The sequence below is a fragment of the Amphibacillus xylanus NBRC 15112 genome (genome assembly GCF_000307165.1).
Taxonomy (GTDB): domain Bacteria; phylum Bacillota; class Bacilli; order Bacillales; family Amphibacillaceae; genus Amphibacillus; species Amphibacillus xylanus.
Window position 1 is genome coordinate 424,226 of the sequence record NC_018704.1, and the last position, 24,457, is coordinate 448,682.

General features: G+C 38.1%; 20 protein-coding genes, 1 pseudogene and 2 riboswitches. Of the genes and pseudogenes, 20 read left to right on the top strand and 1 reads right to left on the bottom strand.

Annotated features, from left to right (window positions below; translation table 11 throughout):
• Nucleotides 1-3: 3 nt before the first annotated feature.
• From AXY_RS02265 to AXY_RS02275, 3 genes are all read left to right on the top strand, one after another.
• Nucleotides 4-1,617 carry an ABC transporter permease gene (locus tag AXY_RS02265; protein WP_015009156.1) on the top strand — a complete coding sequence of 538 codons (1,614 nt, stop codon included), beginning with the start codon at nucleotides 4-6 and terminating at the stop codon, nucleotides 1,615-1,617.
• A gap of 21 nt (nucleotides 1,618-1,638) precedes the next feature.
• Nucleotides 1,639-2,262: a class I SAM-dependent methyltransferase gene (locus tag AXY_RS02270; protein WP_015009157.1), complete on the top strand. Its 624-nt coding sequence runs from the start codon at nucleotides 1,639-1,641 to the stop codon at nucleotides 2,260-2,262.
• Nucleotides 2,263-2,487: 225 nt separating this feature from the next.
• Nucleotides 2,488-3,546, top strand: a complete 1,059-nt coding sequence (locus AXY_RS02275; RefSeq protein ID WP_015009158.1) for a 2,3-butanediol dehydrogenase — start codon at nucleotides 2,488-2,490, stop codon at nucleotides 3,544-3,546.
• 333 nt (nucleotides 3,547-3,879) lie between these two features.
• Here the strand turns inward: AXY_RS02275 and AXY_RS02280 are convergent, their stop codons facing one another.
• Complete coding sequence (locus AXY_RS02280; protein WP_015009159.1) at nucleotides 3,880-4,485, bottom strand: TetR/AcrR family transcriptional regulator; 606 nt, start codon at nucleotides 4,483-4,485, stop codon at nucleotides 3,880-3,882.
• 193 nt (nucleotides 4,486-4,678) lie between these two features.
• Between AXY_RS02280 and AXY_RS02285 the strand changes: the two genes are divergently transcribed.
• The 17 genes and pseudogenes from AXY_RS02285 to AXY_RS02365 all read left to right on the top strand — a co-directional run.
• The gene (locus AXY_RS02285; protein WP_015009160.1) at nucleotides 4,679-5,380 is read left to right on the top strand and encodes an ABC transporter ATP-binding protein; all 702 of its coding nucleotides are present in this window, start codon (nucleotides 4,679-4,681) and stop codon (nucleotides 5,378-5,380) included.
• A gap of 13 nt (nucleotides 5,381-5,393) precedes the next feature.
• Entirely contained in the window at nucleotides 5,394-8,849 is a 3,456-nt protein-coding gene (locus AXY_RS02290; protein ID WP_041450077.1) for an FtsX-like permease family protein, read from the top strand.
• A 107-nt stretch (nucleotides 8,850-8,956) separates the two neighbouring features.
• Nucleotides 8,957-9,057: riboswitch (purine riboswitch) on the top strand.
• A 119-nt stretch (nucleotides 9,058-9,176) separates the two neighbouring features.
• Nucleotides 9,177-10,475, top strand: a complete 1,299-nt coding sequence (locus AXY_RS02295) for an NCS2 family permease (RefSeq protein WP_015009162.1) — start codon at nucleotides 9,177-9,179, stop codon at nucleotides 10,473-10,475.
• 269 nt (nucleotides 10,476-10,744) lie between these two features.
• Nucleotides 10,745-11,008: an NETI motif-containing protein gene (locus AXY_RS02300; protein ID WP_015009163.1), complete on the top strand. Its 264-nt coding sequence runs from the start codon at nucleotides 10,745-10,747 to the stop codon at nucleotides 11,006-11,008.
• Between the two features lie 80 nt (nucleotides 11,009-11,088).
• Nucleotides 11,089-11,188: riboswitch (purine riboswitch) on the top strand.
• A 193-nt stretch (nucleotides 11,189-11,381) separates the two neighbouring features.
• Nucleotides 11,382-11,873, top strand: a complete 492-nt coding sequence (gene purE / locus AXY_RS02305) for a 5-(carboxyamino)imidazole ribonucleotide mutase (protein WP_015009164.1) — start codon at nucleotides 11,382-11,384, stop codon at nucleotides 11,871-11,873.
• Complete coding sequence (gene purK, locus AXY_RS02310) at nucleotides 11,860-12,981, top strand: 5-(carboxyamino)imidazole ribonucleotide synthase (protein ID WP_015009165.1); 1,122 nt, start codon at nucleotides 11,860-11,862, stop codon at nucleotides 12,979-12,981. The genes purE and purK overlap by 14 nt, the downstream gene beginning before the upstream one ends.
• Nucleotides 12,982-12,992: 11 nt before the next feature.
• Nucleotides 12,993-14,288 (top strand): adenylosuccinate lyase, encoded by a 1,296-nt coding sequence (purB, locus tag AXY_RS02315; protein WP_015009166.1) that lies wholly within the window; start codon nucleotides 12,993-12,995, stop codon nucleotides 14,286-14,288.
• Nucleotides 14,289-14,354: 66 nt separating this feature from the next.
• Entirely contained in the window at nucleotides 14,355-15,065 is a 711-nt protein-coding gene (gene purC / locus AXY_RS02320; RefSeq protein WP_015009167.1) for a phosphoribosylaminoimidazolesuccinocarboxamide synthase, read from the top strand.
• Nucleotides 15,062-15,313 (top strand): phosphoribosylformylglycinamidine synthase subunit PurS, encoded by a 252-nt coding sequence (purS, locus tag AXY_RS02325; protein WP_015009168.1) that lies wholly within the window; start codon nucleotides 15,062-15,064, stop codon nucleotides 15,311-15,313. The genes purC and purS overlap by 4 nt, the downstream gene beginning before the upstream one ends.
• The gene (gene purQ, locus AXY_RS02330; RefSeq protein WP_015009169.1) at nucleotides 15,310-15,987 is read left to right on the top strand and encodes a phosphoribosylformylglycinamidine synthase subunit PurQ; all 678 of its coding nucleotides are present in this window, start codon (nucleotides 15,310-15,312) and stop codon (nucleotides 15,985-15,987) included. Before purS ends, purQ begins: the two co-directional genes overlap by 4 nt.
• Entirely contained in the window at nucleotides 15,971-18,199 is a 2,229-nt protein-coding gene (gene purL, locus AXY_RS02335) for a phosphoribosylformylglycinamidine synthase subunit PurL (protein ID WP_015009170.1), read from the top strand. The genes purQ and purL overlap by 17 nt, the downstream gene beginning before the upstream one ends.
• Nucleotides 18,175-19,596: an amidophosphoribosyltransferase gene (purF, locus tag AXY_RS02340; RefSeq protein WP_015009171.1), complete on the top strand. Its 1,422-nt coding sequence runs from the start codon at nucleotides 18,175-18,177 to the stop codon at nucleotides 19,594-19,596. Before purL ends, purF begins: the two co-directional genes overlap by 25 nt.
• The gene (gene purM, locus AXY_RS02345) at nucleotides 19,589-20,617 is read left to right on the top strand and encodes a phosphoribosylformylglycinamidine cyclo-ligase (RefSeq protein WP_015009172.1); all 1,029 of its coding nucleotides are present in this window, start codon (nucleotides 19,589-19,591) and stop codon (nucleotides 20,615-20,617) included. The genes purF and purM overlap by 8 nt, the downstream gene beginning before the upstream one ends.
• Nucleotides 20,607-21,197, top strand: coding sequence for a phosphoribosylglycinamide formyltransferase (gene purN / locus AXY_RS02350; protein WP_015009173.1), 591 nt, complete (start codon nucleotides 20,607-20,609; stop codon nucleotides 21,195-21,197). Before purM ends, purN begins: the two co-directional genes overlap by 11 nt.
• Before the next feature lie 34 nt (nucleotides 21,198-21,231).
• Nucleotides 21,232-22,761, top strand: coding sequence for a bifunctional phosphoribosylaminoimidazolecarboxamide formyltransferase/IMP cyclohydrolase (purH, locus tag AXY_RS02355; protein ID WP_015009174.1), 1,530 nt, complete (start codon nucleotides 21,232-21,234; stop codon nucleotides 22,759-22,761).
• Between the two features lie 60 nt (nucleotides 22,762-22,821).
• Entirely contained in the window at nucleotides 22,822-24,072 is a 1,251-nt protein-coding gene (purD, locus tag AXY_RS02360; protein ID WP_015009175.1) for a phosphoribosylamine--glycine ligase, read from the top strand.
• A 129-nt stretch (nucleotides 24,073-24,201) separates the two neighbouring features.
• Nucleotides 24,202-24,456, top strand: a pseudogene (locus tag AXY_RS02365) (ATP-binding cassette domain-containing protein); the annotation flags it as partial.
• Nucleotide 24,457 lies beyond the last annotated feature (1 nt).

Sequence of the window (24,457 nt, forward strand, 5' to 3'; positions counted from 1 at the left end):
GACGTGAAGGAGAAATTTGCACGTTGGGGTATATTATTTAGACAGTACCTAAAGCGTGATTGGAAAAAGACAATGATCTGGGTACTAGGCATTACACTATTCTCAGCTGGTTTTATTCCTGCTTTTGAAGAAATCGCAAAAGGTGATGGTGCGATAGGTTTATTTGAAACGATGCAAAATCCTGCTATGACAGCAATGGTCGGTCCAACACCAATCGATTCTGCATTGGATTATACACTAGGAGCAATGTACGCTCACGAAATGTTGTTATTTTGTGGTTTGTTTGCCATGATTGTCTCTATTCTGCATGTAGTTGGTCATACACGTAAAGAAGAGGAGCTTGGTCTAACTGAATTAGTTCGCTCATTTCAAATTGGTCGTCAAGCTAATTCTTTAGCTGTCTTGATTCAAACTGTCATGATAAATCTTTTGATCGCATTTTTAATTGGGATCATAATGATTAGTTACGGAACGGAAACGATCACTGTCCAAGGTTCATTTTTGTTTGGAGCATCAGTAGGGATGGCTGGTGTTCTATGTGCTGTGATCGCATTATTCATGGCGCAAATCATGCCCACATCATCAGGAGCAACTGGTGCTTCTCTTGGAATAATTGGATTGTTATATATTGTGCGTGCAGGGACAGATAGCTCAAATGTAAATCTATCTAAGTTAAATCCCATGGGGTGGCACTATTTAACTTATCCTTATACAGAGAACAATTGGGTATATTTGATTTTTTCATTAGGTTTATGTTTATTAATGGTTATCATAGCGTTTATGTTAGAAGGCGCTCGTGATATGGGCTCAGGTTATTTGCCGGTTAGAGAAGGAAGAGCAAGCGCTAAAAAGTCATTATTATCTGTTCCAGGTCTATTTATTAGACTAAACAGAGGGACAATAATGAGCTGGTTAGTTGGCTTTTCAGTCATAGGGCTTGCTTATGGGTCTATTTATGGTGATATGCAAACATTTTTATCAAGTAATGAACTAGTCGAGCGCATGTTTTTACATGCAGGTGTCTCAATTGAAGAATCATTTACAGGGACTATTATGATGGTCATGACTAGTTTAGTAATCATTTTACCAATTGCAATAGTCAATAAACTATATGTTGAAGAAACTCGATCACATATCAATCAACTTCTTGCAACTAAGATGACGAGAAGAGAGTTGTATTGGACGAGTATTTGGATAGCAATATTTTCAGGTTTAGTCGGAATATTATTATCTACACTGAGCTTAGGTGGATCGGCAATTGTAGCTATGGGAGAAAGTGCGTCGATCGACATTGCTACATTTTTAACGGCTGGGTTTAATCATTTGCCATCAATGTTATTCTTTATTGGTCTTGCTGCATTTACACTAGGTTGGATTCCGAGAGCTGGGAAGATTATTTATGTTTACCTTTGCTATTCTTTTATGTTAAATTATTTTGCGGGTATTTTAGATTTACCGAATTGGTTTTTGAAAACAGCGATCCAAAGCTGGATACCGATGATACCAATGGAGGACTTTGATATAGCCATTTTTATCACATTAACAGTATTAGGTATAGTAATGATGATGATAGGCTTCATTGGTTACAAAAGACGAGACATGCTCGAAGGAGCGTAAAGACGAAAGTGGTGAAACAAGTTGTTAGAAGATACTGGTGAACGCGTGATTCCTGATAAAATGGAACCAACCAATCAGCTATTAATTGAGCATGTTGCACGTTATCAGCTTGCAACAGCCTTTGTTGAGGGGAGAGTGCTGGACTTTGCTTGTGGAAGTGGTTTTGGCACGCATATGCTTGCTAAATCATGTAAAGGGAAAATCGACTCGATTATTGGAGTAGATATAAATCCAGATGCACTAGCCTATGCGCAATATCGCTACTACCATCCATTGTCAAAATTCATTCAAGGCGATGTAGCCGATCCTAAGTTGCCAGACCAATTAGGTCAATTTGATTGGGTTTTAAGCTTTGAGACAATTGAGCACATTCGAGAAGAGAAACAATTTTTATCAAATATTTATCAATTACTAAAACCAGGTGGGAGTTTAATTTTATCAACACCATTTGGAGAAGGGCGCAATAAACCGTCAGGAGAGCCTTTCCATGTCCATCAATTTACTGTTGATGAATTTAAGCATTTATTTGATGGTTTTGACTATCAATCAGTTGAATTCTTTAATCAAAAAGGTGGATTAATTGTACCTGCCGAGTATAAAATAAATCAATATTTTCCGATCGGAATAGCCCTATGTAAAAAGTGAAATATGTAATTAAACCAGTCGTGATGACTGGTTTTTTTACATTCACAAATAAGTCACAAAAGAATCGACAAAATGCAAAGTTAATTTTGATATTTTAATAAATTAATGGTATTATATATTCATAATGTTTGTGAAGTTATTCACTAATTAACTAATTTGTTAATTAGTGAATAACACAAACATTATCTAATAATAATAGACTACATAATTGGGAGAGTGTATGAAATGAAAGCAGCTATTATTTACGGAGCAAAAGATGTTCGAGTTGAAGATGTAGCGGTTAAAGCAGTAGGTGAAAATGATGTAAAAATTGAAGTAGCTTGGGCTGGTATTTGTGGTTCTGATTTACATGCTTATTCACAACCAGAGGGTCTATTACCAACAAATGAAGTTCACCCATTATCAAACCGAAAAATGCCTTTAACATTAGGTCATGAATTCAGTGGGACGATTACTGAAGTAGGAAGTAATGTCACAGACCTTAAGGTTGGCGATCGTGTTTGTGTAGAGCCAAACCTACGCTGTGAAAAATGTAAAGAGTGTCGTGAAGGAAATTACCATATTTGCCGCAATAGCGGTGCTGCCTTTATTGGTTTATCTGATGATGGTGGTTTTGCAGAATATTGTGTATTAGATCAAAAACATGTTTATCGAATTCCTGAAAATATGACACTTGAGCAAGCAGCACTTGTTGAGCCAACTGCAGTTACACATAGAGGTGTTGAAGTAGGTGGAGTTAAATCAGGTGATAAAGTATTAATTACAGGTGCAGGCCCAATTGGACTATTAACAGCATTATGTGCACGTGCAGCTGGTGCGACTTCTGTTTATATTACTGATGTTTCTAAAGAGCGTTTAGCACTAGCAGATAGTTTCGGATTTGCAACAACATTAAATCCGACAGAAGTAGACGTTGTAGAACGAATTATGAAAGATACAAATAACACTGGTGTAGACGTAGCAATTGAGTGTGCGGGTGTACAAGCTACATTTGATACATGTATGCAAGCGGTAAAAATCACTGGAACAGTTTGTCTAGTGGCAATCTTTGCTGAAGATCCAAAATTACCTACATTCCAAGCGCTCGTTAAGGAAGCAAAAGTTGTATCAAGCTTAGCGTATGCACACAACTACGATAAGGTAATTGATTTAATTGCAAGCGGACAAGTTCCAGCAGAAAAAATTATTACAAATAAGATCAATTTAGATAATATTGTTGAAGATGGATTTGAATTATTACTAAATGACAAGAGCCAATCTAAGATTCTAGTCAGCGCAAAATAATTTCAAATCATTAATAAGATAGAAGTAATAGGCTAGGACAAAACTAGCCAACTAAGTATAAGAAATGGCTCTGAGTAAAAAAATTACTCAAAGCCATTTTTTATTTGTCTATTTCTATTTTCAACTATATAAAATGCACACAAGTTCGCGAGAATGCACACAAGTTTTCGGAAATACACACAAGTTCTCGAAAATGCACACAAGTTTTCGGAAATACACACAAGTTCTCGAAAATGCACACAAGTTCTCGAAAATACACACAAGTTCGCGAGAATGCACACAAGTTCACGAAAATACACTCAAGTTCCTTATTTAATACAATGTATTAATACTTTATCTTGAGTCATCTAAATTCAAATGATAGTGAGCTTGTAAACTAAAGTTAGCAGACATTCTCTGTCCGATTGCTGCCATCTCCTCATCTGATTCCTTCATACCAGACAGAACCCATTCTCTTAGTAAATTGTAAAATGCACCAATCCAAAAATAGATCTCATATTTCTCACTTGCTAAATCGTTTTCTTTAGGGATCCGATCTAACACAGTTTCATTAGCGCTTGAAAGAATGATCCCGTCAAACCCCGCTTTTAACAAAATGAGAAATTTATCTGCATAAGTACGAGCACGCGTGAATAGAGACAGCCAGAAATTAAAATCATTATCATCATTTCTGTGGGACTCTAGTGAATCAGTGATCGTTTCTACAATTGTATTTAAATATTTATTTAAAATATCTTTTTTTGAAGAGTAATTACGGTAGTATGCTGATCTTGAAACGCCAGCACGAGTCACAATATCCGTAATAGAGATTTCTTTAAATTCTTTTTCGTTCATTAGCTCTAATAAAGCTGTTTCAATACATTCTTTTGTAAAGCGATTTGATTCTTCATTTGATAAGCGAAGGATCTCTTTATTTTTTCGATGCTGCTTTTCCGCCATTACAATTCCTCCTTTTTTGTCTAGCCCGAGGGCGAAATTATTGTAAATTGCCAAAAAGGGTACTACAATTATATCGATGCAACAATTGTATCATCGGAAACGAATATCCACAATCTTAATGATCCATGTTAAGCAGTATGAATATCATTTAGTTTAGAAAAAATATATAAATAAAGATAAAGGGGATGTAGCGATGGCTTTTGTGAGGGTTGTCAATGAATATAAACGATATCAAATGGGAGAAAACAAAATTGTGGCAAATAACGGTATCTCCTTTGACATCAATGAAGGTGAATTTGCAGTTATTTTAGGACCGAGTGGTGCGGGAAAATCAACGGTATTGAATATCTTAGGTGGGATGGATAAACCTGATGAAGGGGAGATTTGGGTTGATGGTAAAAATATTGCCGCATATTCAACGCATGAATTAACCCAATATCGCCGTGAGGACATCGGGTTTGTATTTCAGTTTTATAATTTAGTGCCTAACTTAACTGCGAGAGAAAATCTTGAGTTAGCAACACAAATTTCACCGAATGCGTTAGATATTGATGAAGTATTAGAAAGTGTTGGTTTATCTCACAGGCGAGATAATTTTCCTGCTCAATTATCAGGAGGAGAACAGCAACGGGTTGCTATTGCACGGGCACTAGCAAAAAATCCAAAACTTCTTTTGTGTGATGAACCGACTGGTGCACTTGACTTAGAAACAGGTAAGCAAATTTTAAGACTTCTCCAAAACACTGCACATGAAACTAAAACCACGGTTATTGTTATAACCCATAACACTTCTATTGCCTCAATGGCTGATCGAGTTATTTATATTCACGATGCTAAGGTACGAGAAATAGTTGAAAATCCACGTCCTCGCTCTGTAGATGAAATTGAGTGGTAGGGGGGCTTAAGTAGTGAAGAAAACAGCTTTGAATAAATTAGTTTTCAGGGAAATATTAAATTCAAAAGCCCGCTTTTTATCAATATTTATCCTAATCTTTTTAGGAGTAGGATTTTTTGTGGGCTTGCAGGCGACAGGGCCTAATATGTTAACAACTGTTGATGATTATTTTGATCGTCAAAAACTATACGATATTCACGTTCAATCGACATTAGGTATTGAAGATGAAGAAGTAGCGCTTTTAACTAACTATTCTGATGTTGAGCTTATCGAGCCGGGTTATAGTCAGGATGTGTTAATTGGAGATGCGCGCCATGTGGTTAAATTGATTAGTTATCATCCTGATCACAAATTAAATCAATACTTAATTGAAAGTGGTCGCTTGCCAGAAAAAAGTGGTGAGATTGCATTAGATGCACGTGAGATGATCAAAAATCATTACCAAATTGGTGACAAAGTGACGCTTTTTGCAGATCGTGATGACACAGATTTGTCCGATCAATTTAACGAAATAGAATTTGAAGTTGTTGGCTTTGTTAACAGTCCACGTTTCTTTACCAATGAATCGCGGGGACAGACATCAATAGCAGGTGGGCAGCTGGATGCTTTTGGCGTCATATTGGAGGAAGACTTTAATTTACCAGTTTATACGGATGTATTTGCAACATTTCAAGGTTTGAGAGAGCTAGATACTTTTAATGATGAATATCAGCATAAAAGTCGTGAGCACAAAGCAAATATCGAGCAAATTTTAAACGATTATGGGCCAGAACGATTAAGTTCAATTCGTAGTGAAGCTGAAGAAGAAATTAGTGATGCCGAGGTTAAAATCGCTGATGGCCGTGAAGAGTTAAACGAAGCTAGGGAAAAACTTGATAAAGCACGTGCTGAATTAGATGATGGGCAAGAGGCGATTAGAGATGCCAGAAGAAAGCTTGAAAAAGGTTATCAAGAGCTGATTGATGGCGAGTCCGAGTATAAAAAAGGCTTAGCAAAATTCGAAGCAGAGATTGCTGATGCAGAAGCACAACTTGAAGCAGGACGTAAACAGCTCGAGGTAGAAGCGGATCAGCTTGAAAAAGGTTTCGCTGAGCTTGAAGCAGGCGAAGTAGAACTTAATCGATCTGCTGAAGAAATTGCCAATCAACGTGAATCATTAATAGGTAAACAAACGGATTTTACAAAACTTTCTGAGGGGATAGCTGATCTATTAAAAATACCAAGACAATTAATTTCAGTGTTTATCCCAGAGAAAGAGCTCGCCCAACTTTTATCTGAAACAGAGGCGATTGATCTAAATGGTCAGACATTAGCAGACTTACTTTCTGGCTATATTGCTGGTGAAGTACCCGCTGATACAATCAGACAAACACTTGATCAACTTGAAGCAGAGCTTGAAGCAGGATTACAGCAATTAAATGAAGCTGAGCAAGAGATTGAAAAACGAAGATCTGAACTTGAGGTAGGAAAAGCTGAACTTGAAGCAGGCCAAATGAAGTTTGATGAAGCTCGAGCAGAGCTAGATAAACAAACAGATTTATTAGCTCAAGAACGAGCAAATGCCGAGGCAGAGTTAGCTCAAGCTAGACGGGATCTAGATCAGGGCTGGCAGGAATATAATGAAGCGGTTGATCTACTTGAGGAGCAAGCAAATCAATTGGCTGAAGCTGAAGCAGAGTATGCGGACGGACTAACGACATTTGAAAAAGAAAATAAAGACGCACTAGAAGAAATTGAAGAAGCTGAGGCCGATATAGCAAAAGCACGTGAGGAATTGGCCGATTTAGAAGAACCAACGTATTACCCATTTATTCGGGAAGATCAGACGCAGTTTGTTCAGTTTGAAGAAAATGCCTCATTATTAAGTAAATTAGCAAAAATTTTCCCAGCTGTATTCTTTGCTGTTGCAGCATTAGTTACACTAACCACAATTACACGGATGATTGAAGAGCAACGAGGAGAAATTGGAATATTAAAAGCACTAGGTTACAGCAACCTAGAAATTTCACTTAAGTATTACGTTTATGCATTGAGTGCAAGTTTATTAGGGGTTGTTTTCGGTTTAGTGATTGGCTATACTGCATTGCCAATTATTATCTTTGATGCTTATGGTATTATGTATAACTTGCCAGAGCTCATTTTAACAAACTATTGGTTATATACTTTAATAGCAGCGGCCATTGCATTGCTGTCAACCGTTGTGACAGCGTGGTTTGTTTTACGTTCTGATCTGAAAAGTCAGGCAGCAGTATTAATGAGACCTAAGGCTCCGAAAATTGGAAAGAGAATTTTACTTGAGCGTATAACACCAATTTGGAACCGACTTGATTTTATTAAGAAAGTAACAGCACGAAATTTGTTTAGATATAAGCAAAGAATGCTTATGACAATCTTAGGAATAGCGGGTTGTGCTGCCTTAATCATTACTGGCTTTGGGATTAAAGGTGCAGTGGAAGGATTGGTTGATTTACAATTTGGTCGCGTGATGAAATACGATGCGGTGATCATTCTTGACGATGGCGCTGATGAGGAAGCTGAAATATCTTATCAGGCATTTGTTGATTCATATAAAGGGATTGAACAAATCTCAACCGTATTTCAACAACAATTTGAAATCAGTCATCCCGATCAACTTACACAAGATATTACAGTCATGGTTCCGGAAGATGAAAAATCATTCACTGATTTCATTCAATTAAAAGACCGTACCTCTGATCAAACGTATCAATTAACTGATGATGGAGCAATTGTTACCGAGCGATTAGCTGATTTGTTCGACATTGTCGTAGGTGATATAATCACGATCACTGACAGCGGTAATCAATCATATGAATTGGAAATCTCTGCAATTACCGAGAACTATGTTGGTCATTATTTATTTATGAATGAAGCAGTGTATCGATCAGCAATCGATGACGAATTAAATTATAACGTTAACTTGTTAAAACACAATCAAGACGAAAATTGGGAAGAAGCATTTTCAGAGCAATTGATGAAAGAAGATCAAGTTATAAATGTAACATTTATTGCATCTATGACCGAAGCTTTTCGAGATTCAATGGAAAGTTTAAATGTTGTTGTAGTTGTCTTAATCTTTGCAGCAGCTGGCCTTGCTTTCGTCGTTTTATATAATTTAACTAATATTAATATATCAGAACGAATTCGAGAACTTTCGACAATTAAAGTATTAGGTTTTTATGATAATGAAGTGACGATGTATATTTATCGTGAAAATATAATGCTGACTGTGATGGGTATTTTAACAGGAAGTATATTTGGCCGACTATTGTTCACATTTGTGTTAGACACAATCACCCAAGATGGTCAGATGTTTGATCCGAGCTTACATTGGACCAGTTATTTATATGCAGGATTACTGACATTTTTCTTCTCAACGTTTGTCATGTGGATGATGCATCATAAGTTAAAACGAATTGATATGATTGAGGCACTAAAATCAAATGAATAACCGTATATCGACTAATATAAAAGGCATATCCGAACAATGGATATGCTTTTTTTAAAAATTATTCGTTTTTTCTATTGACGAATGTTTTTTTTCTTAGTATGATATCCATAGCAATTAAATAAATTCGTCGTATAATCTTGAGGATATGGCTCTAGAGTTTCTACCGACCACCGTAAATGGTCTGTCTACGCAGAAGAGATAAGGAATAGCAATTATAATTTTTTTATTATTATCTTCTCTGGCATATTTAGACACACTCTAGGACAAATTAAACTTATGAGTGTGCCTTTTTTTGCGCGGCGAAAAATTTAGAAGGGGAGAAGAAAAATGTTAAACAAATTTTTTAAGTTGGAAGAGTTAGGTACAAATGTAAGAACTGAGTTTACTGCGGGTCTAACTACATTCTTGGCAATGGCGTACATTTTATTTGTTAACCCAGATATTTTAGGCGCTGCTGGTATGGATAAAGGTGCAGTTTTCACTGCAACTGCGTTATCAGCAATTATTGGTACTTTGGTTATGGGGATATTTGCTAATTATCCAGTTGCTTTAGCGCCAGGTATGGGGATTAACGCATTCTTTGCCTTTACAGTTGTTATCGGTGCGGGCATACAGTGGGAAACAGCGTTAACTGCAGTTTTAGTTTCAGGAATTCTTTTCTTAGTGCTATCACTGACTGGGGTACGCGAAAAGATTATTAACGGGATTCCAGCGACTCTGAAGTTAGCTGTTGCAGCTGGTATTGGTTTATTTATTGCTTTTGTTGGTTTTCAAAGTGCGGAAATTATTGTAGCTGATGAAGCTACATTAGTTAAGCTTGGAGACTTCACTCATGGTCCAACTGCTTTAGCTATTTTTGGACTACTTGTTACAGTTATTTTAATGGCTTTCAAAGTAAAAGGCGGCGTATTCTATGGAATGGTAATTACTGCGGTTGTTGGTGTTATTTTTGGCGAAGTTGAATTACCAACTCAAGTTGTATCGAAAGTACCAAGTCTTGAGCCTACTTTTGGAAAAGCCTTTGCCCATTTTGGCGATATTTTCACATGGGAAATGGCTGGTATTATTTTAACTTTCCTATTTGTTGACTTCTTTGATACAGCAGGTACATTAGTGGCTGTTGCTAGCAAAGCTGGATTGATGAAAGATAATGAATTACCTCGTGCTGGTAGAGCATTGCTTGCTGATTCAAGTGCTACGGTTGTAGGTGCTGTGCTAGGAACTTCAACAACAACTGCTTTCGTTGAATCTGCAACAGGTGTTGGTGTTGGTGGTAAGACAGGTTTAACGTCTGTATTTACATCATTGTTCTTTTTCTTAGCATTATTTTTCTCACCATTATTATCAGTAGTAACATCATCTGTTACTGCTCCTGCTCTAATTATTGTTGGAGTTTTAATGGCATCAAGCTTAAAAGATATTGCGTGGGATCAAATTGAAGATGCTATCCCTGCATTTTTAACTGTTATTATCATGCCGTTAGCATACAGTATTGCAACAGGTATTGCGGTAGGATTCACATTCTATCCAATTACAATGCTAATCACAGGAAAAGGTAAGAAGATTCACCCAATTATGTGGGGGTTATCAATAGTATTTGTTCTATATCTAATTTTCTTATCATAAATAATTTTGAATATATAGAGCGTGTCACTCAATTTGAGCTGACACGCTTTTTTATACCACGAAATTATAATGTAAATTTCTCTATGCGTCAGCCTATACTAAATCATCTTTGAGAAATAAGTGGTTTACATATCTGACTAAGAATGATTCAAACTATGTTAAAATTGTTTTATAACTACATGGCTATTAATTGGAATGTTTGATGACTCAATTGTGCAAGACGTTGATATTCTAAAACGACAATATTAAGAAAGGAAAGATACAGCATCATGTCGAGACTCTCGAAGAAAAATAAGCGCAATCAAAAGCGGGCTAAAGCAACTGAATCAAGAGCTCAAAAGAAACAGTTTGAGCTTTTGGATGGAGAGACGCTTGATCAATGTCTTGAAAGGATTAAGCAAGCGGGATACATACCGATCAGGAGAATGGAAAAACCAATTTTTGAAGAAATAATTGAAAACGGAGAAAAAAGGATCATTCCTATCAAACAACAGATAATTTTTGAAGTTATTATGAACAAAGACGAACGTTAAAGGCTATCTTTTAATTATCGTTCGAATTTACATTGACGAATCAATAAAATATTGCTATGATACTGTCATAGAAACAAATGACAATTTATATTAAATCACCTCATATAAATTTGAGAATATGGCTCAAAAGTCTCTACCCGTTACCGTAAATAACGGACTATGAGGGAAGATGGAACAGACCAATGACTCGTGATGGTATGTTTACTTAGATGTGGCTTTGACTCAAGTTCTTGTGTCTTTGTTTATAATTTACTTGAGCTAAGGATTTAGCGGTGAACGTAAACCACCTATTCATCTTCTCTCGCCAAAAAGGAGAGATATGAATAGGTTTTTTTATCTACATAATATAACCAGTTAAGGAAAGAGGGATTGCATGGTTCAGGTTGGCGTCATTATGGGAAGCATTTCTGATTGGGATACGATGATTCACGCTTGCAAAATTCTAGATGACTTTGGAGTTTTGTATGAAAAAGATATTATATCAGCACATCGAACGCCTGATGATTTATTTACCTATGCCAAAACAGCTGCTGACAGAGGCATAAAGGTTATTATTGCTGGTGCAGGTGGTGCAGCTCACTTACCAGGAATGGTAGCCTCTAAGACAATGTTGCCTGTGATTGGTGTACCGATTCAATCGAAGGCGTTAAACGGATTAGATTCATTACTCTCAATTGTGCAAATGCCTGCTGGTGTACCTGTTGCAACTGTTGCAATTGGTCGTGCAGGTGCGACGAATGCAGGTATACTCGCTGCTCAAATTTTAGCGACAAATGATCAAGTCATTGCAGAAAAACTTACTAAATACGAACAATCCTTAAAAGGAAAAGTAGCCGAAATGAGGGATCAGCTTGCTAACGAGTAGCCAAAGGATTGGAAAGACTATCGGTATCATTGGTGGTGGCCAGCTTGGACGAATGATGGCAACAACAGCAAGGCATATGGGCTATCGGCTTATAATTCTAGATCCAACACCAGATTGTCCAGCAGCGCAATTAGCTGATCACCAAATAGTTGCGCCCTATGATGACCTAAATGCCATTAAACAGCTAGCCGAACAAGTAGATCTTGTTACATACGAATTTGAAAATGTTGACCTTAATACTGCTCGTTATTTAGAAGCTAGAGGACTTCTTCCCCAAGGAACAAAAGCACTTGAGGTAACACAAGATCGTGAAATAGAAAAAAGCCTTATGGTTGAACTGAATCAGCCAGTTGCGAAGTTTCAAATGATTAAGCAAAAGCAAGATTTCACATCGGCAATGGAACGAATTGGATTTCCTGCTGTTGTGAAAACCTGTCGAGGTGGTTATGACGGAAAGGGTCAGCTAATGTTAAAATCAGCTGATGATTTACAAGCAGCAGAAGCTTTGTTGGAAAAAAGCCAACGCCTGATTTACGAGCAATTGATCAAGTTTGATTGTGAAGTGTCAATTGTTTTGACGCGATCAAAGACAGGAGATATTCTCTATTTCCCAGTTGCAGAAAATCATCATCGTGATCATATTTTACATATGACAATTGCGCCAGCACGTATTAGTGCGTCTGTTATGAAGAAAATAAAGCAAGCGGCTGAAGCAATTGCAACAGCACTTAATGTAGTTGGTACATTTGCGATTGAATTCTTTGTTAAAGGTGATGAGATTTACATCAACGAATTGGCGCCTCGACCACATAATTCAGGTCATTTTACGATTGAAGCGTGTAATGTCTCGCAATTTGAGCAACATATTCGTGCGATTTGTGATTTACCGCTGATTCCAGTTCTGTTTCATGGTGGGGCAGTTATGATTAATTTACTCGGAGATAACCTTGAAGTATATTTAACTAGAATCAATCAATTCAAACAAGCACATTTTCACTATTATGGGAAGAAGGATATTGAGCCTAAACGGAAGATGGGCCATATCACTTGCGTTGCTCATAATCGGGATCAGCTTATCGAAACATTAAAAAAACAGCAATTCATATAGGAGGACAAAAAATGATTGAACGTTATACGCGTCCAGAAATGGGTGCCATTTGGACTGAAGAGAATAAATACAAGGCGTGGTTAGAGGTTGAAATTCTTGCCTGTGAAGCATGGAGTAAGTTAGGTGTCATTCCAGCTGAAGATGTTAAGGAAATTCGGGAAAATGCATCATTTGATGTTGACCGAATCTTAGAAATTGAACAAGAAACACGTCATGATGTTGTAGCTTTTACCCGTGCAGTATCTGAAACACTAGGTGATGAGAAGAAGTGGGTTCATTATGGTTTAACATCAACAGATGTTGTTGATACCGCACTATCATATTTACTAAAACAAGCTAACACAATTATTCGCAATGATCTCGAACGCTTTATTGAGGTGTTGAAAAATAAGGCAATTGAACATAAACATACGGTCATGATGGGACGGACGCATGGTGTGCATGCAGAACCAACTACATTTGGTTTGAAGCTATCACTATGGTATCAGGAAATGCTTAGAAATTTAGACCGATTTAACGCTGCTGCTGATGTTATTGAAACAGGTAAATTATCTGGCGCGGTTGGAACTTATGCAAATATTGACCCTGAAGTTGAAGCGTATGTATGTGAAAAGCTAGGATTAAAGCCTGCCCCAGTATCAACACAAACGTTACAGCGTGATCGTCATGCGCAATATTTATCTGTACTTGCTTTAATTGCGACATCAATTGAAAAGTTTGCAACAGAAATTCGTGGACTCCAAAAAACAGAGACGAGAGAAGTAGAGGAGTTCTTTGCGAAAGGACAAAAAGGATCATCAGCAATGCCGCATAAACGAAACCCAATTGGATCTGAGAATATGGCGGGTATGGCACGTTTAGTTCGAGGCTATATGATGACAGCTTATGAAAATGTTGCTTTATGGCATGAGCGTGACATCTCGCACTCATCTGCAGAACGGGTGATTTTACCAGATGCGACAATTGTGATTAACTACATGCTCAATCGTTTTTGCCGAATTGTCGATAATTTAACTGTTTTCCCTGAGAATATGAAGCGCAATATTGATCGGACACATGGCGTTATTTTCTCACAGCGAGTGCTATTATCACTCATCGATCAAGGGATGAGCCGTGAGGAAGCGTATGATTTAGTTCAACCAAATGCAATGAAAGCATGGGAAACTGAAACGCATTTTAGAACATTGATTGAACAGGAACCTCGAATTACAGAAGTTTTATCAAAGGAACAAATTGATGACTGTTTTGATTACACATATCACTTAAAAAATGTTGATCAAATATTTGCGAGAATGGGTTTGGTTTAATTTAGGGTAGCACTCATTCAAATGAGTGCTGATCCCTTGTCCATATCATATAAGGGGTGCATTCCGGTGAAAAAAGAACTTCTCTATCAAGGTAAGGCAAAATATGTGTATCAGACAGATAAGCCAAATCAATTGATTTTAGCTTACAAGGATCAAGCGACAGCCTTTAATGGTAAAAAGAAAGAAACAATTATCGGAAAAGGCCGTTTTAATAATTTGATCTCTGCCAAAGTTTTTCAATTTTTACATGACAAAAAAATCCCAAGCCACTTTATTGAATTAATAAATGACACTGAACAGCTCGTGGAAAAGACGATGATTATTCCACTTGAAGTTGTTGTAAGAAATCTAGCGACAGGCAGCATTGTTAAGCGATTAGGGTTTGAAGAAAAGACTACTTTCGCGCCTGCATTAGTTGAGCTGTATTATAAAAATGATGATTTAGATGATCCAATCATTAATGATCAACATGCTACTTTACTGACAAATACGACAGAAGAAGAAATTGAATTGATTAAAGGTCTTGCGTTAAAAATAAATCAGCTTCTGATTCCGTATTTCGAGCAAGTTGGTGTTAAGTTAGTAGATTTTAAGCTTGAGTTTGGTAGAAATCAAAGTGGGAAGATTGTTTTAGCTGATGAAATATCACCAGATACGTGTAGATTTTGGGACGTTGAAACAAATTCCAGCTTAGATAAAGATGTGTTTCGTCAAGGAACTGGTGATTTACTGTCAGTTTATCAAGAGATATTAAATCGATTGGGGGAGATCAAATGATTAAAGCAGTTGTCGAGATTAGATTAAAGCCAGGTGTGCTTGATGCACAAGGAAAAGCAATCGAAGGAGTGCTAGATCAATATGATGTTGAGGGGATTGAGCAGGTTCGGGTTGGTAAATTAGTTGAATTAAGATTTGCGACGGATAAAGATATCGAAGCACAAGTGGAAACGTTATGTGAAAAATTACTTGTCAACCATGAGATGGAGGACTATCATTACACGATTGAGGAGTGTGGTGATGAGTGAAATCTGCAGTAATCGTATTTCCGGGCTCAACAGATGACTTATATGAGATTACAAGTGAAATATTACCAGGTCAAGTTGACCGTATCTGGTATAAAGATAGCAATCTAAAAGACTATGATTTAATTATGCTTTCTGGTGGTTTTTCTTACGGTGATTATTTAAGAGCGGGTGCAATTGCCGCTAGGACAGAGATTGTAACAGCTCTAAAAGAGAGAGCTGAATCGGGACAGTTGGTTCTCGGTGTTGGAAATGGTTTTCAAATTTTATTAGAATCAGGTCTATTACCTGGTGTGATGTTGCAAAATGAAGGACTAGACTTTGTTTGTAAAAATAATAATCTGATTGTTCGCAATAATCAAACGACTTTTACGTGTAACTATCAGGAAAATGAAGTGATCACGATGCCGATTGCTCATGGGTCAGGTCGTTATTATTGTGATAATCAAACGCTTGAACAGCTACAAGCAAATCAGCAAATCGTATTTTCATATCAGGATAATCCAAATGGATCGATTGGAAATATTGCAGGCATTATTAATCAGGCTGGTAATGTGCTTGGTATGATGCCACACCCTGAACGTGCTACGTCAGCACTTTTAGGTAGTGAAGCTGGATTAAAGTTGTTCCAATCAATCATAGAAAAATGGAGGGAAGACCATGTCAACAACTCATGAACCGACACCAGAGATGATCGAAAAAGAACGATTATATGTAGATATGGGTTTAACAGATGAAGAGTATCAATCAATTGTAACTATACTCGGGAGAAATCCCAATTATACTGAGACAGGAATATTTTCAGTGATGTGGTCTGAACATTGTAGCTATAAAACTTCAAAACCATTATTACGTAAATTCTCTAGTGAAGGTCCTCAAGTTATCCAAGGTCCAGGTGAAGGTGCTGGGATAGTTGATATTGGTGATGGTCAGGGCTTAGTCTTTAAAATTGAAAGTCATAACTCTCCATCTGCGATTGAACCATATCAAGGTGCAGCGACAGGTGTTGGTGGCATCATGCGAGATATTTTTTCTATGGGTGCTAAGCCAATTGCAGCACTTAACTCGCTTCGCTTTGGTCGCCTTGACTCAGAACGGACGCAATATTTATTTAAAGAGGTTGTTCGTGGGATTGCTGGCTATGGTAACCGGCTAGGCGTTCCAACAGTCGGTGGTGAGATCCAATTTGATGATTGCTACGAAGGTAATCCTTTAGTTAATGCAATGGGTGTAGGTTTAATTGATCAGAGGGATATTCAAAGAGGTGTTGCAACAGGTGTCGGGAACACTGTTATATACGTCGGATCAAAGACCGGTCGTGATGGTATTCATGGTGCTACTTTTTCATCAGTAGAGCTGTCTGAGGATAACGCTGGTCAAGGCTCAGATATCCAAGCTGGTGATCCATTTGTCGAGAAGCTATTAATTGATGCTTGTCTAGAAGTGATTCACTCTGATGCATTAATCGGCATGCAGGATATGGGTGCAGCTGGATTGACATCATCAGCGAGCGAGATGGCTAGTAAGGCTGGTATGGGAATGGAGCTTAATTTAGATTTAGTGCCTCAACGTGAACCCGGCATGACAGCTTATGAAATGATGCTATCTGAATCACAGGAACGGATGCTACTTGTTGTAAAACAAGGCCGAGAACAGGAAATCTATGACTTATTCGCAAAATATGATCTCGAAGCAGTTGCTATTGGTAAAGTAACGGATGATAAACAATTTAGACTATTACACAACGGCCAGATTGTTTGTGATATTCCTGTTGATCCATTAGCAGAGGATGCACCTGTTTACATGAAGGAATCAAAAGTTCCTGACTATTATCAAGAGTTTCAAGAGCTACCGAATTACGAACCAAAGGTAACTGATTTTGAACAAACTTTAATTAAATTATTACAGCAACCAACGGTAGCAAGTAAAGAGTATGTCTATCAACAGTTTGATACAACTGCACAGGTTAATACTGTAGTTGGGCCAGGTTCAGATGCAGCTGTATTGCGAATTCGTGGTTATAATAAGGCGATTGCGCTAACAACAGATTGTAATTCAAGATATATTTATTTGGATCCAGAAATCGGCGGCAAGATAGCAGTTGCTGAAGCAGCAAGAAATATAGTTGCTTCTGGTGCAAAGCCACTTGCCTTAACAGATGGGCTTAATTTTGGTAGTCCAGATAAACCAGAAATCTATTGGGCGATGGAAAAAAGTGTTGAGGGAATGGCAGCAGCTAGTGTTAAATTAGCCACACCAGTTGTCAGCGGTAATGTCTCGCTATATAACGAACGAGCCGGTTCACCAATTTTCCCAACACCGATTGTTGGTATGGTAGGGCTTCATCATAAGCTTGATGATATTACTACAGTACCGTTCAAAGCAGTTGATGATGTCATTCTATTAGTAGGTGAGACAAAGCCAGAGTTTGGTGGTAGTGAGCTTCAAAATCTATTAGAGGAAAAATATTTTGGTAAAGCACCAAGTATTGACCTTGATATTGAGAAAAAGCGACTAGACCAAATCCTAACGGCAATCCAATCTCGCTATGTGCAATCAGCTCATGATATATCAGAAGGTGGCTTGGCTGTTGCGATTGCTGAAAGCTTATTTGGTACTGATGGATTAGGTGCTGATGTGAAGCTATCAGGTGATCCAACAACATTACTTTTTAGTGAATCACAATCTCGTTTTATCATCACTGTTTCATCAGATCAGGTTGAAGCATTCTTACAGGAAGTAGATGATGTAACGATTATCGGCCGTGTCACAAATGAGGCGCGTCTTCATATTGCGATTGATGAACAAACGGTGATCAACCAATCAATTGATCAGCTAGAAAAAGCCTGGAAAGGAGCTATTCCATGCTTGCTGAACTCAAAGGTTTAAATGAGGAGTGTGGGCTGTTTGCTATATTTGGTCATGAACGTGCGGCTGAGCTTACCTATTATGGTTTGCACGCCTTACAGCATCGCGGTCAACAAGGAGCGGGTATTGTCACGAGTAATGGCAAGCAATTGTCGATTCATAAGGGTGTTGGACTTGTCAGATCTGTTTTTGAACAGCAACATTTGTCTTCATTAAAAGGGACGAGTGCAATTGGGCATGTCCGTTATGCAGCAGAACAAGATAGTGGCTTTGAAAATGTACAGCCACTCCTATTTCGTTCCCAAATATCAAGCATGGCACTAGCACATAATGGGGAGATCGTTAATGCTTTTGCGTTAAGATCACAACTAGAAGCCCAGGGAAGTATTTTACAGACAACATCAGATACAGAAATTATCGCCCATCTTATTAAAAGGGGCGGATATCTTCCCTTAGAAGAAGCAATTAAGCAAGCACTAGTGATGGTTAAAGGTGCTTATGCCTTTGTGTTATTAACTGAAGAGCAATTATATATCGCACTCGATCCATATGGCTTACGCCCACTGTCAATTGGGAAAATTGATGATGCTTATGTTGTCGCTTCTGAAACATGCGCCTTTGACTTAGTCGGAGCAAAATATGTTCGAGAAGTTCATCCAGGTGAGCTGCTTATCATTGATAAGCATGGCTTGAAATCAACAATGTTTGCTTCACCGATGCAACGAGCGCTTTGCTCGATGGAATATGTCTATTTCTCTCGACCAGATAGCAACTTAAATGGACTTAATGTGCATGCAAGTCGAAAGTTAATGGGTAAACAGTTAGCAAAAGAAGCAGGTGTGGAAGCAGACATCGTAACAGGCGTTCCTGATTCAAGTATTTCTGCTGCCATTGGTTACGCAGAAGAATCAGGCATTCCGTATGAACTTGGATTAATTAAAAATCGTTACATTGGTCGAACATTTATTGAACCAAGTCAATCATCAAGAGAAGAAGGCGTAAAAATGAAATTGTCCTCTGTTCGTGGGATTGTTAACGGAAAACGGGTTGTGATGATCGACGACTCAATCGTAAGGGGAACAACGAGTATGCGAATTGTACGATTGTTGAAAGAAGCGGGTGCTACTGAAGTGCATGTCCGTATCGCATCTCCACCAATTAAGCACCCATGTTTTTACGGGGTTGATACGACAGTGAAGGAAGATCTAATTGCTGCACAATATTCGATTGATGAGATGGCGAAAGAAATTGGTGCGGATAGTTTAGCATTTTTATCTGTTGAAGGACTAGAAAAGTCACTTGTCCATGAAGACTCAAATGAAGTCGGAATTTGTAAGGCTTGTTTCACTGGTCGCTATCCAACTGAAATTTATCCGAAAGAAATATACGTGAGCGAAAAGGAGCAGGAGCATGAGTGATGTTTATAAAACAGCTGGTGTAGATGTCGAAGCAGGCTATCAAGCTGTTGAATTAATGAAAAAACACATAACCCGAACAAATCGAGCAGAAGTAATCGGTGGTGTTGGTGCATTTGCAGGCTTATTTGATTTAACAGGCTTCTCTTATGATGAGCCGGTACTTGTTTCTGGAACAGATGGTGTTGGTACTAAGCTTAAGATTGCTTTTGAACTTGATCGTCACGATACGGTTGGGATTGATCTTGTTGCCATGTGTGTAAATGATATTGTCGCTCAAGGAGCTGACCCGTTGTTTTTCCTTGATTATATTGCCTGTGGGAAAACCTATCCTGAAAAAATTGAACAAATTGTTAAGGGAATTGCTGATGGGTGCGTTCAGAGCGGTACAGCTTTAATTGGTGGTGAAACAGCAGAAATGCCAGGAATGTATCAGGATGGCGAGTATGATTTAGCTGGATTTGTTGTTGGGATTGCCAATAAGCCTGATTTAATTTCCGGCACACAAATTCAAGCAGGTGATGCTTTAATTGGCTTAGCATCAAGTGGTGTACATTCAAATGGCTTTTCATTAGTGAGAAAAATCTTATCAGACCGAAATTTAAAACTGACAGATAAACCAAGTGAATTAACGACAACAATTGGTGAAGCTCTATTAAAGCCAACAAAAATTTATTATCAGTCAATCAGTCAATTGAAGAAAACTGTTAAGGTTAAAGGCATTAGTCATATCACAGGTGGTGGTTTTTATGAAAATTTACCACGCATCTTACCTAATGGATTAGGTGCTGACATTTGGCTAAACAGCTGGGAAATTCCTGAGATTTTAACGTTTTTACAAACACAAGCTGACCTATCAATTCAAGCCGCACTTGGTGTTTTTAATATGGGAATTGGTATGGTTGTTGTAGTTGCACAAGATGAGGTTGATCAAGCTTTAGAAGCTTTACAAGCGTGTGATAGTCTCGCTTATCTAATTGGAGAAGTTACCGACAAGTCAGGGGTGAAGCTAGTTGAGCGCTAAAACACGTATAGCGATTTTTGCCTCAGGAACTGGTAGTAATTACGAAGCGATTGATCGTGCAATTCAAGCCGGTGACCTAGATGCGGAAATAGTCTTACTCGTTTGTGACAGTCCAGGAGCGAAAGTCGTTGCTAAAGCAAAGAAAAATCAGCTAGCTAGTTTTGTCTTTGATCCTAAAACTTATCCAAATAAACAAGCATTTGAAATAGACATTGTTCACAAGCTTAAAGCATATCAAGTCGAATGGATAGTGTTAGCAGGATACATGCGACTAATTGGTCCAACACTTTTAAATCAATACCAGAGACGAATAATTAATATTCATCCGTCACTTTTACCAGCTTTTCCAGGCTTAGATGCAGTCGGTCAGGCACTTGATGCTGGGGTTAAAGTATCAGGGGTAACGATTCATTATGTTGATTCAGGCATGGATACTGGAGAAATTATTGCCCAAGAGGCGGTGCCTGTTAAACCAGGTATGACAAAAGCAGAATTACAGACTTTAATCCAAAAAGTTGAGCATAAGCTCTATCCATCAACGATTCAACAACTCATTTTACCTGAAAGTATCCGTCTATAAAACTATATTTATTCTAATCAGAGGGGGATTCAATTTGAAAAAGAGAGCATTACTAAGTGTATCAGATAAAACAGGATTAATAGACTTTGCCAAAGGATTAATTGAAGCAGGCTTTGAATTAATTTCTACAGGAGGCACACTAAGTACGCTTCAAGAAGCTGGTCTAGAAGTATTACCTGTATCGGCAGTGACAAACTTTGAAGAAATATTGGATGGGCGAGTTAAGACTTTACATCCAATGATTCATGGCGGACTTCTTGCACGTCGACACTTACCTGAACATCAAAAACAATTGGAGCAATTTAATATTACCCCAATAGATCTAGTCGCTGTTAACCTATATCCGTTTAAAGAGACGATTGCTAAACCGGATATAACAGAACAAGATGCAATAGAAAATATTGATATCGGCGGACCGACAATGCTTCGTGCTGCAGCGAAAAACTTTGAATCCGTTACTGTTGTCGTTGATCCAGCTGATTACCAACAAGTACTCGATAACTTAGGCGCAGATTCACTTGAACTAAGGAAAAAACTTGCCGCGAAAGTATTTCGTCACACCGCTCATTATGACGCTTTAATTGCTGAGTATTTTACACAATTAACTGATGAAATAGATCCAGAGGTTTTAACACTTACTTATGAGAAAGTTGATACTTTGCGTTACGGTGAAAATCCGCATCAATCTGCATCGTTCTATAAAGAAGCTGAGATACAAGGTGGGTCAATTGCCCATGCTAAACAATTAAATGGTAAGGCACTCTCTTATAACAATATTCAAGACGCCAATGCAGCACTGGAAATTGTTATGGAGTTTAGTGAACAACCAGCCGCTGTTGCAGTTAAACACATGAATCCATGTGGTGTTGGGATTGGCGCTACGATTGAAGAAGCTTTTCAAAAGGCTTATGATGCAGATCCGATTTCAATTTTTGGTGGCATTATTGCTTTGAATCGTGAAGTTGATCTAGCGACTGCTAAAAAGTTAAAAGATATTTTCTTAGAAATAATAATTGCGCCTAGCTTTGCAGAAGAAGCATTAGCATTATTATCTGAAAAGCCAAATTTGAGATTGTTAGAAACATCTGTTGAGCCAGATGAATTTGATTCGAAAAAGGTCGTTAGTGTTCGAGGTGGTTTACTTGTTCAGAATCGTGATCTAGGTCGCGTAGAAGCAGATGACTTAGAAGTAGTGACAGACAACGCTCCAACAGCTGAGCAGCTAGAAGAGCTATTATTTGCTTGGAAAGTCGTTAAGCACGTTAAGTCAAATGCAATTGTCGTAGCTAAAGATAATCAGACGGTCGGTGTCGGCGCAGGTCAGATGAACCGTGTTGGAGCAGCCAAAATTGCTTTTGAACAAGCGGGTGATAAGGCAATAGGGGCAGTACTTGCATCAGATGCCTTCTTCCCAATGCCAGACACAGTAGAAAATGCTGCTAAGGCAGGAATTAAAGCTATTATTCAACCAGGTGGTTCAAAGCGTGATCAAGACTCAATTGATATGTGTAACAAATATGGTATCGCGATGGTGATGACAGGCATGCGACACTTTAAACATTAAATCTACAGGGTGAACGTTTGCTAGCAGTTTGATTCTATTTAAAAAAATGGGGGAAATCAAATGAACGTACTGGTGATTGGATGTGGGGGACGCGAGCATATGCTCGTTAAGAAGTTGAAGCAGTCAGATCGTGTAGCTAATATATTTGTCGCACCAGGAAATGCAGGTATGCAAAATGAAGCAACTTGTGTCAATATCAAAGCTGATGAAATCGAAAGACTTGTTCAATTTGCTAAACAAGAGGCAATTGATTGGACGATTGTTGGACCCGAATTACCTTTATCAAAAGGGATTGTTGACTGGTTTAGAGCAGAAGGGTTAAAAATATTCGGACCGACTAAACAAGCAGCTTTAATTGAAAGTAGTAAAGATTTCTCAAAAAAATTAATGAAAAAGTATCAAATTCCAACAGCTGATTTTCAAACATTTACTGACTCAGTCAAGGCGAAAGCCTATATCAAATCTAAAGGTGCACCAATCGTTGTGAAAGCAGATGGATTGGCTAACGGTAAGGGTGTTGTTGTTGCCATGACTGAGCAGGAAGCGTATCAGGCAATCGACGAGATGCTTGAGAGCAATCGCTTTGGAGAGGCGGGGGCGCAAGTCGTAATTGAGGAATTTTTAATAGGTAAAGAATTCTCGTTGTTTGCCTTTGTTGAGGGTGAAGCGGTATACCCGATGATTCCGGCCCGAGATTATAAGCGAGCCTATGATGGTGATCAAGGACCGAACACAGGTGGAATGGGCGCCTATGCACCTGTACCAGATGTGTCTCAAGCAGATTATGACTTTGCGGTCAATGCTGTCTTAAAACCTGTTGCAAAGGCAATGGTTGAAGAAGGTCGTGCCTATACTGGCGTATTATACGCAGGCTTAATTCAAACGAAGGAAGGCATTAAGGTAATTGAATTTAATGCGAGATTTGGTGATCCTGAGACACAGGTTGTATTACCATTGTTAGAAAATGATTTAATCGATGTCATAGAAGCGGTCACTTCAGGGGTCGATCCTAAACTTAAGTGGCGTGATGCCTATGCGGTGGGTGCAGTTATTGCTGAAAGTGGCTATCCACATGCTTGTCGCAAGGGCTTGTTTGTCCCTGAACTGTGTGAAATGGATGATGTATATTTGATTCATGCAGGAACGACACTAAACTGCCATGCACAATTGGTATCTAATGGTGGCCGTGTTTTATTAGCTGGTTCAGTTCAAAAAACGCTAGCTGAAGCAAACGAAAAAGTCTATCAATATTTGCAAACAATCGAAAAAGCGGATAAATTCTACTATCGTACAGATATAGGCGTTGTATAATTGATAGACAAAATCATTAATCTTTTAGTTTATAAGACAATATAACCATATAGATAGCCGAACGATTTACTGTATAAAATCCGTTCGGTTTTTTTGTAATTAAATTACGATAAGGATAAAAAACACGTACGCATATATTCTCTTGGCATGAGACATAGGCTTGCTATTGCCCAGGCAATTATGGAAAAACCAGCCCTACTTGTCTTAGACGAGCCTATGAATGGATTTGATAATTCTGAAGTAGAGGAAATGCGTGATGTGTTTAAATCATTAAAGGCAGAGGAAATCACGATCATCATGTCTTCCCACTATGCTCAAGATGTTGAAGTTCTTTGTGATACGGTTTGTGAGATGGATAAAGAAATATTAACTAAAATAACTTAAG

Coding starts and splice junctions, on each gene's coding strand:
- AXY_RS02275 (WP_015009158.1), top strand. CDS start 2,488: ATGAAAGCAGCTATTATTTACGGAGCAAAAGATGTTCGAGTTGAAGAT.
- AXY_RS02280 (WP_015009159.1), bottom strand. CDS start 4,485: ATGGCGGAAAAGCAGCATCGAAAAAATAAAGAGATCCTTCGCTTATCA.
- AXY_RS02285 (WP_015009160.1), top strand. CDS start 4,679: ATGGCTTTTGTGAGGGTTGTCAATGAATATAAACGATATCAAATGGGA.
- AXY_RS02295 (WP_015009162.1), top strand. CDS start 9,177: ATGTTAAACAAATTTTTTAAGTTGGAAGAGTTAGGTACAAATGTAAGA.
- AXY_RS02300 (WP_015009163.1), top strand. CDS start 10,745: ATGTCGAGACTCTCGAAGAAAAATAAGCGCAATCAAAAGCGGGCTAAA.
- purE (WP_015009164.1), top strand. CDS start 11,382: ATGGTTCAGGTTGGCGTCATTATGGGAAGCATTTCTGATTGGGATACG.
- purB (WP_015009166.1), top strand. CDS start 12,993: ATGATTGAACGTTATACGCGTCCAGAAATGGGTGCCATTTGGACTGAA.
- purS (WP_015009168.1), top strand. CDS start 15,062: ATGATTAAAGCAGTTGTCGAGATTAGATTAAAGCCAGGTGTGCTTGAT.
- purL (WP_015009170.1), top strand. CDS start 15,971: ATGTCAACAACTCATGAACCGACACCAGAGATGATCGAAAAAGAACGA.
- purF (WP_015009171.1), top strand. CDS start 18,175: ATGCTTGCTGAACTCAAAGGTTTAAATGAGGAGTGTGGGCTGTTTGCT.
- purM (WP_015009172.1), top strand. CDS start 19,589: ATGAGTGATGTTTATAAAACAGCTGGTGTAGATGTCGAAGCAGGCTAT.
- purD (WP_015009175.1), top strand. CDS start 22,822: ATGAACGTACTGGTGATTGGATGTGGGGGACGCGAGCATATGCTCGTT.